This is a genomic window from Bradyrhizobium sp. HKCCYLRH2060 (assembly GCF_051168135.1).
Classification (GTDB): domain Bacteria; phylum Pseudomonadota; class Alphaproteobacteria; order Rhizobiales; family Xanthobacteraceae; genus Bradyrhizobium.
The window spans coordinates 81180-95563 of record NZ_JBNPUK010000021.1 but is presented as its reverse complement, the minus strand read 5'-3'; the positions used below and the strand labels follow the sequence as shown (position 1 = coordinate 95563).

11 protein-coding genes are annotated in these 14384 nt (G+C 61.5%); 1 reads left to right on the top strand and 10 read right to left on the bottom strand.

The window, feature by feature from the left end; genetic code table 11:
• Positions 1-71: 71 nt before the first annotated feature.
• The 5 genes from oxlT to ACQR10_RS29720 all read right to left on the bottom strand — a co-directional run bounded on the left by oxlT (position 72) and on the right by ACQR10_RS29720 (position 5147).
• Complete coding sequence (gene oxlT / locus ACQR10_RS29740) at positions 72-1358, bottom strand: oxalate/formate MFS antiporter (RefSeq protein WP_315716169.1); 1287 nt, start codon at positions 1356-1358, stop codon at positions 72-74.
• A gap of 218 nt (positions 1359-1576) precedes the next feature.
• Entirely contained in the window at positions 1577-3076 is a 1500-nt protein-coding gene (locus ACQR10_RS29735; protein WP_434912174.1) for a tripartite tricarboxylate transporter permease, read from the bottom strand.
• Between the two features lie 41 nt (positions 3077-3117).
• Positions 3118-3612 (bottom strand): tripartite tricarboxylate transporter TctB family protein, encoded by a 495-nt coding sequence (locus tag ACQR10_RS29730; RefSeq protein WP_316218512.1) that lies wholly within the window; start codon positions 3610-3612, stop codon positions 3118-3120.
• A 10-nt stretch (positions 3613-3622) separates the two neighbouring features.
• Positions 3623-4621 (bottom strand): Bug family tripartite tricarboxylate transporter substrate binding protein, encoded by a 999-nt coding sequence (locus tag ACQR10_RS29725; RefSeq protein ID WP_315805092.1) that lies wholly within the window; start codon positions 4619-4621, stop codon positions 3623-3625.
• A gap of 388 nt (positions 4622-5009) precedes the next feature.
• Positions 5010-5147: a hypothetical protein gene (locus tag ACQR10_RS29720; protein ID WP_315805093.1), complete on the bottom strand. Its 138-nt coding sequence runs from the start codon at positions 5145-5147 to the stop codon at positions 5010-5012.
• A gap of 451 nt (positions 5148-5598) precedes the next feature.
• Here ACQR10_RS29720 and ACQR10_RS29715 point away from each other — a divergent pair, with 451 nt between their 5' ends.
• Complete coding sequence (locus ACQR10_RS29715; RefSeq protein WP_316218511.1) at positions 5599-6075, top strand: peptidoglycan-binding domain-containing protein; 477 nt, start codon at positions 5599-5601, stop codon at positions 6073-6075.
• Between the two features lie 197 nt (positions 6076-6272).
• Here the strand turns inward: ACQR10_RS29715 and ACQR10_RS29710 are convergent, their stop codons facing one another.
• From ACQR10_RS29710 to ACQR10_RS29690, 5 genes are all read right to left on the bottom strand, one after another.
• Positions 6273-6608, bottom strand: coding sequence for a hypothetical protein (locus ACQR10_RS29710; RefSeq protein ID WP_315805095.1), 336 nt, complete (start codon positions 6606-6608; stop codon positions 6273-6275).
• Between the two features lie 498 nt (positions 6609-7106).
• Entirely contained in the window at positions 7107-9944 is a 2838-nt protein-coding gene (locus ACQR10_RS29705) for a tetratricopeptide repeat protein (RefSeq protein WP_316218510.1), read from the bottom strand.
• Between the two features lie 452 nt (positions 9945-10396).
• Positions 10397-11674 (bottom strand): formyl-CoA transferase, encoded by a 1278-nt coding sequence (gene frc / locus ACQR10_RS29700; RefSeq protein ID WP_315805096.1) that lies wholly within the window; start codon positions 11672-11674, stop codon positions 10397-10399.
• Positions 11675-11739: 65 nt separating this feature from the next.
• Positions 11740-13473 carry an oxalyl-CoA decarboxylase gene (gene oxc / locus ACQR10_RS29695; RefSeq protein WP_316218509.1) on the bottom strand — a complete coding sequence of 578 codons (1734 nt, stop codon included), beginning with the start codon at positions 13471-13473 and terminating at the stop codon, positions 11740-11742.
• A gap of 61 nt (positions 13474-13534) precedes the next feature.
• On the bottom strand, positions 13535-14230 hold the full coding sequence (locus ACQR10_RS29690; RefSeq protein WP_409997984.1) for a GntR family transcriptional regulator: 696 nt from the start codon (positions 14228-14230) through the stop codon (positions 13535-13537).
• Between the last annotated feature and the right edge of the window lie 154 nt (positions 14231-14384).

Here is a 14384-nt window from a genome sequence, read left to right as displayed (position 1 = left end):
CTCGGCAAAATGCCGAGCGTCGTCAATCTGGAAGCGTTCTTTTTTATTTTTGCTGCAGCGCGAAGGGTGCGTCAGAGCGTTGATTTCTGCACCACGACCCGCCGCCAGGGCTTGAGCACCGCGATCGCGAGAATCGACGCCAGGATGTTGGCGCCGGCCGCGATGATGAAGACGCGGTCCCAATTGCCGGAGGACTGCTGCATGTAGTTCGCGATCGGCACAAGCAGCGCTGCCGTGCCCTTGGCGGTGTACAGCAGGCCGGCATTGGTGGTGGCGAACTTGGTGCCGAACGTGTCGGTGCAGGTCGAGGGGAAGAGCGAGTAGATCTCACCCCAGGCGAAGAACACGAAGCCGGAGAGGATCACGAACCACACCGGATCGTGGCCCAGCATGTACAGCGCCCAGATGCCGATGCCTTCCATGCCGAAGGCGATGAACATCGTATTCTCGCGGCCGATCATGTCAGAGATCCAGCCGAAGAACGGACGTGTCAGGCCGTTCAGAACGCGGTCGATGGTGGCTGCGAACGTCACCGCCGTCATGGTCATGCCGATCAGCGTCACCGGAATGTTGTCGACCTTCCAGTCGCCGGCGATCGGCTTGAGGTTGGCCGTCACCATCAGGCCGCCGGCGCCGACGATCACGAACATGAAGTACATCAGCCAGAAGATCGGCTGACGGATCACTTCGGTCGGGTTGTAGTTGCGGCGGCTCTGGACGAGGTTGGTGTTCTGAGTGACCGCGGGCACCTGGCCTTCCTTGGGCGCGAACAGGAAGAAGGCGAGGATGACGATGATGATGCCCTGGCCGAGACCGAAATACAGGAAGGTGGTCTGGAAGCCGGAGTCGCGGATCATGGCCTGGATCGGTGCGACGGTGAGCGCCGAGCCGGCGCCGAAGCCGGCCGCGGTGATGCCGGCCGCGAGGCCGCGCTTGTCGGGAAACCACTTCAGCGCGTTGCCGACGCAGGTGCCATAGACGCCGCCGGCGCCGATGCCCGCGATGATCATGCCGAGATAGTAGCCGTTGAGCGAGGTGGCGTAGGCGTTGATCATCCAACCGATGGCGCACAGCACGCCGCCGACGAGCACGACGATGCGCGGGCCGTATTTGTCGACGAACCAGCCCTCGACCGGCACCAGCCAGGTCTCGAACAGCACGAACAGCGTGAAGGCCCACTGGATCGAGGCGCGATCCCAGCCGAACGTCTTGGCGATATCCGGGACGAAGAAGGTCCAGCCATATTGATAGTTGGCGATCATCACCATCGCCAGGACGCCAACCGCGAGCTGCGTCCAGCGATAGGCGTCGCTTACTCTTGCAGATGCGGGCGCCCCCGCGTGAGCCAAGTCCGTCATGTTTCCTCCAGGCTGTCTATTTGCTGTCTATTTTTGTCCTAACAGCTATGCGGAGTTTGGTATATGATATGCCAATAGACAAGCGGATTCATCGAGCCGGTTGGCGCTGGTAGACCAGCGATCGACAAAAAAGCCTGCAGAAGCAAGGCAAATCGCTGCAGCGACAATACGACGCAGCAGAGGATCTTTGTAGCTCAACTATCGAAGTAAGGGCGGGTTTATGCGGCGAACGCCCGCAACCGGTTGTAGCCCTGCTGGATCGCCGACCAGAACAGCGCGATCAACCCGAGCGCCATGATGGTGCCGACCAGCCCGTTGGAGAAGAAGATCGCGAGCGATCCCTGGGATCCCAGCAGCGACTGCCGGAAGGCCTCCTCGGCCTTGTCGCCGAGCACGATGGCGAGCACCAGCGGCGCGAGCGGATAGCCGCACTTCTTGAACAGATAGCCGAGCACGCCGAACATCAGCATCAGCACCACATCGAACGTGCTGCTGTGCACCGAATAGGCGCCGATGGCACAGAGCACGAGGATGAGCGGCGCGATGATGCTGAAGGGAATGCGCAGGATCGCCGCGAACACCGGGACGCAGGTCAGCACGACGAGCAGGCCGGCGAGGTTGCCGAGATACATCGAGGCGATCAGACCCCAGACGAACTCCTTCTGCTCGACGAACAGCATCGGCCCCGGTTGCAGGCCCCAGATCAAGAGACCGCCGAGCAGCACCGCCGCCGTGGGGGAGCCGGGCACGCCGAGCGACAGCATCGGCAGCAGCGCCGCCGTGCCCGCCGCATGGGCTGCCGTCTCCGGCGCGACGACGCCCTCGATCTCGCCATGGCCGAACTTCTTGCCGCGCTCGGAAAGGCGCTTGGCGATGCCGTAGCTCATGAACGAGGCCGGCGTGGCGCCGGCGGGGGTGATGCCCATCCAGCAGCCGATCACACAGGAGCGCAGCGCGGTGAGCCAGTGTGCCGGCATCTCCTTCCAGGTGTGCAGCACAACGCGCAGATTGATCTGCGCGTTGCCGCCGCGGAAGCTCAGTCCTTCCTCCATCGTCAGCAGGATCTCGCCGATGCCGAACAGGCCGATCACGGCGATCAGGAAGTCGAAGCCGTTGAGCAGCTCGGTGATGCCGAAGGTGAGCCGGAGCTGGCCGGTGATGGAATCCAGGCCGACTGCGGCGAGCGCGAAACCGATCATCATCGCCGCGATCGTCTTGAACGGCGGCTCCTTGCTCAGGCCGACGAAGCTGCAAAAGGCGAGGAAGTAGACGGCGAACTTCTCGGCGGGGCCGAACTGAAGCGCGAAGCCGGCCACCAGCGGCGCGATCAGCGTGATCATGATGACCGCGAACAGCGCGCCGACGAAGGACGAGGTGAATGCTGCCGTGAGCGCCTCGCCGGCCTTGCCCTGCTGCGCCATCGGATAGCCGTCGAAGGTGGTCGCGACCGACCATGGCTCGCCGGGTATGTTGAACAGGATCGAGGTGATGGCGCCGCCGAACAGCGCGCCCCAGTAGATGCAGGACAGCATGATGATCGCCGAGGTCGGCGGCATGCTGAAGGTCAGCGGCAGCAGGATCGCGACGCCGTTGGCGCCGCCCAATCCCGGCAGCACGCCGATGATCACCCCGAGGACGATCCCGAGGATCATCACCATGAGGTTGAAGGGTTGGAGGGCGACGGCGAAGCCGTGAAACAGATTGGCGAGTTCTTCCATGCCGGCTTGGTCCTGCAACCCTCAGCGGATGAGGTTTCTTGTTAGAGTCCGAGCCAGTCCTCGACCGGCCCCTTGGGCAGAGGGACCATGAACCAGCGCTCGAAGATCAGATAGGTCACGACCGGCATGCCGATCGCGACCGCCGCCACCGTGAGCCAGCCATATTTGCCGAGCCACCGCATGAACCATGCGATGAAGATCATGGAGGCGACGTACAGGCCGGTGAAGGGCAGGGCGCCGACATAGATTGCCGTCGGCACCACCACGCTCATGACCTGGCGCAGCTGTCCCCATTCGGCGAAGACACGGCCGTCATCCTCGCGCAGCGTGCTGCGGAAGTTCATCGCGCTGGCCGCGACGATGAAAAGTCCGACGTAGAACGGGAAGAACCCCGCCCGCGGCCCTTCGACTCCCCAGTTGATCCCGGCCTTCACGCTGCCGAGGATCACGATGATCCCGAACAGCGCGATCGCGAGCGTGACGCCGACCTCGACCGCCTTGTGGCTCGGGCCGGCGAATCCACCTTGACGGCTCATGCGAGGGCGCTCAGTTCGAGGCCAGGAAGCCGGCTTCCTTCATCAGGAGCTCGTGCCGCTTCTCTTCGGTCTCGACCCATTTGGCATAATCGGCGCCGGTCATGAAGGTGGTGTTGAAGGCACCGGTCTTCATGAACTCCTGCCACTCCGGCGTCTCCCGCACCTTCTTGAACAGGTCGACGTAGTATTCGATCTGGTCCTTGGTGGCCCGTGGCGACATGAAGATGCCGCGCAGCATCAGATATTCGATGTCGAGCCCCTGCGACTTGCAGGTCGGGATGTCCTTCCAGGCCTTGCCGTCGGTGATCGGCTCGTCATAGCCCATCGGCTTGTCGTCGAAGACGCAGAGCGGCCTGACCTTGCCGCCGCGCCACTGCGCCACCGCCTCGATGGGATTGTTGACGGTGGATTCGATGTGGTTGCCCACCAGTTGCACGGCCACTTCGCCGCCGCCCTTGTAGGGGATGTAGGTGAACTTCGCGCCGGTCGCCTTCTCCATCGCCACCGTGATGATCTGGTCTTCCTGCTTCGAGCCGGTGCCGCCCATCTTCAAGGTGCCGCCGCCTTGCTTGACCGCATCGATGTAGTCCTTGGCGGTCGCATAGGGCTTCTCGGCGTTGACCCAGAGCACGAACTCGTCGAGCGCCAGCATGGCGACGGGAGTGAGGTCCTTCCAGTTGAAAGGAATGCCGGTCGCGAGCGGCGTCGTGAACAGGTTCGACAGCGTGATGATGATCTTGTGCGGGTTGCCGGCCGACGCCTTGACGTCGAGGAAGCCTTCGCCGCCGGCGCCACCGGACTTGTTGATCACGACCAGCGGCTGCTTCATCAAATTGTGCTTGGTGACGATGCCCTGGATCGTCCGGGCCATCTGATCGGCACCGCCACCGGTGCCAGCCGGAACGATGAACTCGACCGGCCGGACGGGCTCCCATCCCGCCAGAGCCGGGATATGCCCTGCCATCAGGGCGATGCCGGCCATAACGGCCACGCACACGGAACGCTTCATCACGCTTTCTCCCCTTCATTCCCGGAACGCACGGCTTCTTGCGGCCGCTGTGCCCAATCGAACCACTGACCTGTCGAGCCCGGCCGGTGGCGTTTTCCGCCGTGCCGCGCTTCAGGCCGTCGTCAGCTCCGTACTCCCCTGCGATGCCCATGCAGCCAAAAGTTGTGTTGGCAGCCGGGATCAGGCAACAAGAGGTGCATCCGCAGCCAATCGACCGATTTGATTTTGGTATGAAGAGGTGACCGACCGCAATTGAGGAGATTGGGTGGGATGCCTGGCAGGCCAATTTGTCGCAGGCGGTGGGGTGTCGCGAAAAGCAAAAGCCCCGGAGGTCCGGGGCTCTTGGTTGGGCTTCGGTGCTGGCTGCGCGCCGGAAGCGCCTTCGGCCTCAGAGACCGAAATAGGGCAGGTCGCCGTTGCGGTTGGCAGCGCGGGCGCTGATCATCAGCACGCGGTCGAGGGCGGCGAGGAAGCGGCCGAACAGGGACACGGGCTGAACGAGGGGGAGGGCAACGGTCTTGGCCATGGTTTGTCTCCTTCAGTGAGGCGGTATGACGTTCTGACTGAGGAGAATTTACGTATACCAGATGCCAGATACAACGATCGATATTGCATAGCGGCATGAGCATTTTGCGATGCGGCAGGAATGTTACGATTGGGGTTTCTTATCGAGAACGGCATTTTCATATGGAAAGAGCCGCCCAACCGAGGCGCCGGTCGGTCTCGATCCCTCCTCGGCGGACCGAGCCGGCAAACTCCGGGTATCTCGGCGACTGCCGACATCTGCCATCCCGTGCGCCGATCCCGCGCGTGCAACGCGACGGAACGATCGGCCCGAGGTGAGGGAACTGTGCTGCCCGGGCCGCAGTTACTCTGCAACGAAGCGGAGTGGCGTCGCCGGATGTTGATCGTTCAGTGCGTCGCGCTGTATTCCTCGAAACGTGTCATCGGCAGACCTGAGGGCGAAGGATAAGGCCATGCGCGCCTTGATCGTGGCACTGTCCATCCTGGCGATCGCCGGAAGCGCGCAGGTCGCTCACGCTGGTCTGAGCAGCTCACCGCGTGAAGCGTCGGCACCCGCCGATACGGTGATCGCCGCCCAGGAAGCCAATCAGGAGACCGAGAATCAGATCGGCCTCACCAAGGCGAAGCGTCGGGCCGTGCAACGGGGGCTGACCAGGCTCGGGTTCGGCACCAGGATCAACGGGACGTTCGACGAGCAGACTCGCGCCATCATCGCCCGTTGGCAGGAGGAGCGCGGCTATCCCACGACCGGCTTCCTCAACGCCGCTCAGCACAAGGTCCTGATGGACGCAGCCACCGAGACTGCCAAACCCGACCGTCAACCCCGCCGCAGCGCAGGGCGCGCGCGACATCAGCGGAATGTCGGAGGTCCCATCGGCGCGATCGGCGGCGCGATGCACCGTGTGGTGGGCGGAATATTCGGCAGGTAGCTCGTCAGATCTTCAAAGAGTTGGAAGACGCTCGAGGCAATTTCTACCGTAGGACCTGCCCGCTGAAGCGGCCTTCGTCTTCTCGACGCCCTGCGCTTGCCGACGGTGGCGATATGAAAGCCCGGCCGAAGCGGGGCCGGATCAGGAGCTGCTGGAGGCGACCTCCGGACCAGAATTGGCGCGCGCCAGCTCGATCGCTATCGGAAGAACCCCCAAAGTCGAACCACAACCGTGTCGCCGCTCTGGCTGCCGTTTCTCACCACGAACGGCGTCGAGAAAGCAATTCCGGTGCTGAAGGTCCGCTCGACATTGGCTGTCGTCTCCCCGACGAAGCTCCAGCGATTTGTCGTTCCTCCGCTGGAGGGAATATCCTGCGTCAGCGAGACCTCCAACAACATCGCCGTACCAAGGACGGACAGCCGCTGAACGGAGACATCGGTTACCACGAATGTCTTGCCGGCGGGGATCGAGAACGCGGTGTCGTGGCCGTCCGGGTGGACGATGTTTGGGGTCTTGGTTCCGCCCTTCGGCACGGACGTTTCGAGTTGGACGGGAGGGTGCCCCAGGATTGGGGGCTTCCTGATCGGACTTACCAAGACATCCCTCCATCGCACCACAATCGCCATACGCCGCGCCCCAACGCGTTCTCAAGCTCCGGCAGTGTGAAGTTGGGACGCATCGCTGCACACCTCCACGGGAACCCTCGCAGAATGCACATCGAAGCGCGAGAGGACCTTGCTCTGGATCAAAACGTTGCGAGGGCCGACGGGAAAGGTCCGCGTTAGGCGTTCGGATCGGTCTTCCAGGTCGGTTCGCCGATCACGTCGTAGATATTCTCCCAACCAGGGCCTGGGTGATGAAGTAGATGTAGGCGTTCGGGTCGGTCTCCCAGCCCTTGCGCTTCAGGATTGGCCGCCGGAGAAGTGAAGACGCTGGCGCTTCTTCGGCAGATATCCACTCTGGGATTAGTAACAGACCGCGGCAAGCAATGATCTTTGGGTCCGAAATGGCTACGAGCAGACGTTCGCCCCTCAGTCGGCAAGCTTCTTAGCGTTAGCGTTCGTCGGATCCAATTCTAGCGCCCTGAGGAAGTTCTTGTTGGCTGCATCGCGGTTACCGCGTAGTTTCTCTACTCGCCCGAGGTCCACCCAACACGCGGCAGCTAGTTCATAGGTGATTGTCTTATCACTCAGGGCCGAATTGAGCAAGGTTTCAGCTTGTGTTAGGTTTGCTTCCCTTTGCGGCGATTCTGCAGGCTCCCGCTCGGCGCGCTTAGTTAGAATTTCTGCTTTGGTGCTCAGAAACATCCCGTCTTTAGGCCAGCCTTCCAATGCTTGATCGATGTACTTCATAGCCATTGTCAAAGCCTGTCCGCGAGACATATAGCTATAAGCTAGCGAATTCCATATTTCGGCGCGCTCCCGACGAGCCAGCTTGGCAAGGCCCGCATTGTCTGCCTTTTCGGCGGCGCGAATTGTCCGCTCCGAGAGCTTAAGAGCTTCGATAAACGAATTCTCGCTCACGTCGGGATCTTTTTCGAATTCGCTCTTGGCCTGAAGATCGCGCCAAGCCAGTAGCGCCCAAAGGTAGGACGGGTTCTCAGGGGCCCCAACGACAGCTTCACTGAGCATACTGCCGGCCTTATCCCATTCATTGAGGTGTACGAGCGATTGACCGAGCAAATATTTGGCCTCGTTATTGGTCGGATCGAGTTCAATGGCCTTCGAAAGGGCGGTTCTAGCTTCCGCATAAGACTTTGCAGAGTGGGCCGCCTTGCCCAACAAGTAATACGCAATGGCGTGAAATGGCCGCGCCTCTACCAACGCGCCGAATTGAATCATCGCCTCCCTATATTGATCTCGGCCCATCGCGATCAATCCTGCCATTTCATGGAATTCGGGGGCTGGTATCCCAAGTGTCTGTGCAGAGATAAGCATTTGATCGGCCTGACCGAGAAGTTCCGTTTGGTGAGCCTTGTCCTCTGAGCCTTCACTATCGATGAAGAGAGACATAGCGGAATTGCTAGCCGCCTCCGCCAGCCGCTCGCGGCTTTTCATCTGGCGCCACCATTTCAAGGCTGCTTCACGATCGTGCCTGTCGAGGAGTTCGATCTGGCCTAGGTAGAAAAACAGATGGTCACGCCGATCCTCACGTTGCTCTCCCTCAAGCGCGGCGTTCAGTTCTCGGCTCGCGTCGTTCGGCTTGTCGATGCGCGCTAGAGACCTGCCATACCAATAATGATACTCTCTTATGTGTACGGGGTTTTGCGAAAATGGCGGTTGCTGCAGCAACTGCTGAGCTTCCGCAAAGATCTCTGCGATCTCCTGCTGCTGCTCCGACGATCGACCCTTTGTCTCATCTGAAACTGCAAATCCGAGATAGAGAAGCGGAAATGGGCTTCCCGGAAAATAGCGGCGACCTGCGCGTAGGTAGCGAATCGCTTTCGATCGGTTGGACGGTGAATAATAGAATTCTTCGCTTAAGAGCGTAAGACCGAGAAGAGTCGCATGCGAACCGTACTCTGTCGGACCCAGGATCGACAGACTAGCCGGATCGGATAGTAACTTATCGAGCGTATCGACGTAGTCAGAAGTTCGCCCCGCTCGATCATAGCAGGTCGCTAGATCGAGGCGTGCAGCAAGGTCACGGGAGCCGTCGCCGGTTGTGTATCGTTCGAGCCGAGAGATCGCCGTTTGCGCGAACGAGGGGCCTTCTGAGCGACGGCACAACAGGGAGGGAAGCATCCGAGCCGCGTAGCGGTCAGACACTAAAATGGCCGTTGTGCCGCTGGTCGCGATGAGGACGAGACCAGAAAGGAAGTGAATGACCAACCGGCGCTTAATTCCGATGGGCGGCGTCCGCGTTCGCCAGATCCATGCATTGTACAAAATTAACAGCAGCACAAACGCTGCTGTCATGATGGTTCCAATCTGCCCAAAAATAGCATGGCCCAAAAGGTATGAAGGGAATAGCCCTCTGAGAATGATCAAGCCTACGATCAAGAGAGTTGCCAGCCGAATCGCAATTGGCACGAGCGTTGGCGGTCTTGCTGGCGGCAACTGAGGTAGATCGCACGCTCGAAATAGTCCGTAGATCTTGCTGAGATCGCCACTTTTAATGGTATCTTCAATAAAATCCTTAGTTCGAATGTAGACTAGATCGCTTCTGTCCACGGGCTTGCAAATTTGCAGATGATCCGCATCGATAGCAACGGGGTCTACATGTAACAAGCCGGGATCGCTACTGCTTGGCGCGACTATGATTCCGATTGCGGTTCCCTGCTTTTCATAAAAAACCTTGTGACGAATATCTGCCGAGTTGTTTCGGTACCAAACGTTGAGGTCACGCAAATTGGGGTTGTTCTTGACAAGATCGACAGCTGAATCGGATGGCCAGGCTGCAAGGCGCAACTTTTCCAGCAGAGTCGCTTGTATTGATCCACTGTGTGGCGTGGCAATGAAGACGACACCTTTTACGGAATCGAGAAAAGACTTTGCTTCCTGGTCGTACGCGCGTCGTCCGTCGGCAGCACGAAGGAGCTGCTTCACAACAAGACCGCCCAGACTATGGCACACGAACACTAGCGGGAAATCCCTCAAGTCGTGCTGTCCGAGAAGGCATTCCAGCACGTTGTTGGCCCGATCTTGGATTGGCATTGCCGTGCCGAGCCAATTAGTGAGCGGTGCGTCGTAAGCCAAGGTCCAGGTTGCCAGACCCGGAATTTCGCTTGCAAGCCAAGCGGGCCAAAAAGTATCGCTCTCGGCACTTTGGCGCCAAGTGTCGTATGGGTGTCCCCCTAGGCCGTGTACAAATACAACATTGACCTGAGTTCCACCTTCCCAGCCGGCAACCCTGATTAATCGGCTCATGTGCGCCTAGAATCCAGTTTGGGCGTCTCCGATACAAAACCATTAGTTGTATTCTCGGATGGCATGTTGATGGAAATCAATCGGCTTTCGTAAGGGGGACAGAAAGCCAGCTTTGCTCATCGCCGTTTGTTTCGTCGGAGGCCCGGTTGACGTGGGCCCGTAGCGCCGAGGAAACTAGAGCCGCCAAGCTCATGTTCGCTAAGGGTCACAAGCCGTCGAATCTCCGACGACATGCGCCATGTTGGCTGCGTCCTGGATGCCAGACATTCTCGGCCCAGGGGCGATCGTCGACCTCACTCCGAGACTAGGGTCCCCGTCGATGTGCGGCGGGAGAGATTGATTCTCCGACGTGAGAATCAAAAAGCCGCCGGAGGATGCCGGCGGCTTGGTGTCGATGGGTGCCATGTCCGGTGGGTGACCGGGCCGCGCCTGTCTTCTCTGGCGCGAGATCGCTACTCCGCCGCTTCCTTGCGCGGCGGATCCAGCGCGCCGGAGTCGTGGATCTCGGCGACCTGGTGGTCGCTGAAGCCGAGCACCTGGCGGAGGACCTCGTCGGTGTGCTCGCCGAGCAGGGGCGAGCGGGTCACGTCGGCCGGGCTGTCCGAGAGCTTGATCGGGTTGCCGACCGAGAGATACTTGCCGCGGGTCGGGTGGTCGACCTCGACCAGGGTGCCGGTCTTGCGCAGCGACTCGTCCTCGGCGATCTCCTTCATCGAGAGAATGGGACCGCAGGGGATGTCGAACTCGTTCAGGATGTCCATGGCCTCGAACTTGGTCTTGGTCATGGTCCACTGCTCGATGCGGCCGAAGATCTCGTTCAGGCGCGGCAGGCGGGCGGCGGGCTTGGCGTAGTTCGGGTCGGTCTTCCAGGTCGGCTCGCCGATCACGTCGCAGATCTTCTCCCAGACCGGCGCCTGGGTGATGAAGTAGATGTAGGCGTTCGGGTCGGTCTCCCAGCCCTTGCACTTCAGGATGCGGCCGGGCTGGCCACCACCGGAATCGTTGCCGGCGCGCGGCACGGCGTCGCCGAACGGCACGCCCTCGCCGAACTGGCTGTACTCCTTCAGCGGGCCGTGATCGAGCCGCTGCTGGTCGCGCAGCTTGACGCGGCAGAGGTTGAGCACGCCGTCCTGCATCGCGGCGGTGACGCGCTGGCCGCGGCCGGTGTGGGTGCGCTGATAGAGCGCGGTGACGATGCCGAGCGCCAGATGAAGTCCGGTGCCGGAATCGCCGATCTGCGCGCCGGTGACGAGCGGCAGGCCGTCACGGAAGCCGGTGGTCGAAGCGGCGCCGCCGGTGCACTGCGCGACGTTCTCGTAGACCTTGCAGTCCTCGTAGGGGCCGGGGCCGAAACCCTTGATCGAGGCGACGATCATCTTCGGGTTGATCGCCTGGATCTTCTCCCAGGGGAAGCCCATGCGGTCGAGCACGCCGGGGCCGAAATTCTCGACCAGCACGTCGCACTTCTTGATCAGCTCGGTCAGGACTTCCTTGCCCTTCGGGTTCTTGGTGTCGAGCGTGATCGACCGCTTGTTGTGGTTCAGCATCGTGAAATAGAGGCTGTCCACGTTCGGAATGTCCTGCAGCTGGCCGCGGGTGATGTCACCCACGCCCGGACGCTCGACCTTGATCACGTCGGCGCCGAACCAGGCCAGCAGTTGCGTGCAGGTCGGTCCGGACTGGACGTGGGTGAAGTCGAGAATGCGAACGCCCTCGAGCGCCTTGGTCATGTGTTGCTCTCCGTAACGATTGGTCATCCCGCATGGCGCGGGCAGGTGATGTCTTGCGGGTGGCCTTACTTCTTCTTCGTCAGCACGCTCTGCGGATTGAGGTTGCCGATACGGCCGCTCTCGGATCCGGCCGCGGGATCAATCACGGCGTTGATCAAGGTGGGCTTGCCGGAATCCATCGCCGCGTTGACGGCGCGCTTCAGCTCGTCCGGCGAGGTCGCGTTGACGCCGACGCCGCCGAAGGCCTCCATCATCTTGTCGTAGCGCGCGCCCTTGACGAACACGGTGGTCGCCGGATCGTCGCTCGCCGCGTTCTGGTCGGTGCCGCGATAGATGCCGTCATTGTTGAAGATGACGACGCAGATCGGCAGATTGTAGCGGCAGATGGTCTCGACCTCCATGCCGGAGAAACCGAAGGCGCTGTCGCCCTCGATCGCCAGCACCGGCTTACCGGTCTCGACCGCGGCGGCGATCGCCGAGCCCATGCCGATGCCCATCACGCCCCAGGTGCCGACGTCGAGCCGCTTGCGCGGCTGATACATGTCGATCACGCCGCGGGCGAGGTCGAGCGTGTTGGCGCCCTCGTTGACCAGGATCGCGTCCGGACGCTCCTTGATGATGGTGCGGAGCACGCCGAGCGCGCCGTGATAGTCCATCGGCGAGTTGTTGTTCATCAGCCGCGGCGCCATCTTGGCGACGTTGTCCTCGCGCTTCTTCTGCACCGCGCTCAGCCACTCGGCCGGCGCCTTGGCCCAGTTGCTGCCCATCGCGTCGGAGAAGGCGGTGACGACCGAACCGATGTCGCCCACCACGGGGGCGGCGATCTCGACGTTGGAGTCCATCTCCTTCGGCTCGATGTCGACCTGGATGAACTTCTTGGGCTGTTCGCCCCAGCTCTTGCCCTTGCCGTGCGACAAGAGCCAGTTGAGGCGGGCGCCGATCAGCATCACGACGTCGGAGTCCTTCAGCACGGTCGAGCGCGCGGCACCGGCGCATTGCGGATGCAGGTCGGGCAAGAGGCCCTTGGCCATGCTCATCGGCAGGAACGGCACGCCGCTCTTCTCGACGAAAGTCTTGATCGCCTCATCGGCTTGCGCATAGGCCGCGCCCTTGCCGAGAATGATCAGCGGACGTTTCGCGTTCTTCAACAGATCGAGCGCGCGTTTGACGGAGTCGGGCGAGGGGATCTGCGCCGGCGCCGGATCGATTACCTTGACCAGCGAGGCGCTGCCTGCCTGCGCGTTCATCACCTGGCCGAACAGCTTTGCCGGCAGGTCGAGATAGACGCCGCCGGGACGCCCGGAGACCGCGGCGCGGATGGCGCGGGCGAAGCCGATGCCGATGTCCTGGGCGTGCAGCACGCGGAACGCCGCCTTGCACAGCGGCTTGGCGATCGCGAGCTGATCCATCTCCTCGTAGTCGCCCTGCTGCAGGTCGACGATCTCGCGCTCCGAGGAGCCCGAGACCAGGATCATCGGGAAGCAGTTCGTGGTCGCATGCGCCAGCGCGGTGAGGCCGTTCAGAAAGCCGGGAGCGGAGACGGTGAGGCAGACGCCCGGCTTCTTGGTGAGGAAGCCGGCGATCGCTGCGGCGTAGCCGGCGTTCTGCTCGTGACGGAAGGAGAGCACGCGGATGCCTTCAGCCTGCGCCATGCGACCGAGATCGGTGATCGGAATGCCCGGCACGTTGTAGATCGTGTCGATCCCGTTCAGCTTCATCGCGTCGATGACGAGATGGAAACCGTCCGTGAGCTCCTCGTGCGTGTCCGGTGCCTCGGTCTTAACAGCAGTCTGCGCCATGCGCCTCTCTCCCTGGTCGTCTACGAAGGCGCTTTGCGGCGACTTCTTCTGTTTGAACCCGTCAGCTGAATAGTTCCTGGCCGTGCGTCTCGACATAGCTCGCAAGGCCCAGCGTGTGATCCCGCGCGCGCTTCTCGGCGAGCTCGGTGTTGCGTTCCTCCAGCGCCTCGATGATCGCGAGATGCTCGGGCAGGGAGGCCGCGATACGGTCGGTGCGCCCGATCGTGAGCTGGCGATAGCCGCGCACGTGCAGCAGGATGTCGTTGGTCATGTCGACGAGCACCGGCGATTCCGACAGCGAGATCAGCGCCTGATGAAACGCGATGTTCGCCTTGGAATATTCCTCGATGTGCTCCTGCGGCGGGCGATCCTTGCCGAAGTCCTTGAAGTAGTCGCGCAGCGCGCTGATGTCCTTCTTGCGCGCGATCGTGGTGATGAGCCGCGCGGCCATGCTCTCCAGCGCCGCCCAGGCGCGGATCATGTCGACGATCTCGCTCTTCGTCCTGCGGACGACGACGATGCCACGGCGCGGCACGGTCTTCACGAAGCCGTCCTGCTCGAGCATCGCGATCGCTTCGCGGATCGGCGTGCGGCTGACACCGAGGCGCTCGGAGAGCGCGCGCTCGTCGAGCATCACGGGCTCGGGCGAGGCGTAGATGTCCATCTTCAGAATGGCTTCTTTCAAGGCCTCGTAGGCCTTATTCTTGAAGCTCGTCTCCGGGGCGATGCGAGCGATCGCGATGTCGGCCTCGGCCATGATGGGCAATGCCTTGTTTGTTTTCTCTGTAGACAAGACCGATCTCCTCTCCTTGGGAGATGCTTGTTTACAGCATTTTGCGTCCAAGATTTTTGGCATACCAGATGCCAGACTGTCAAGCTGCGTGCTTTTTCAGCGTTTCCACATCTTCGTC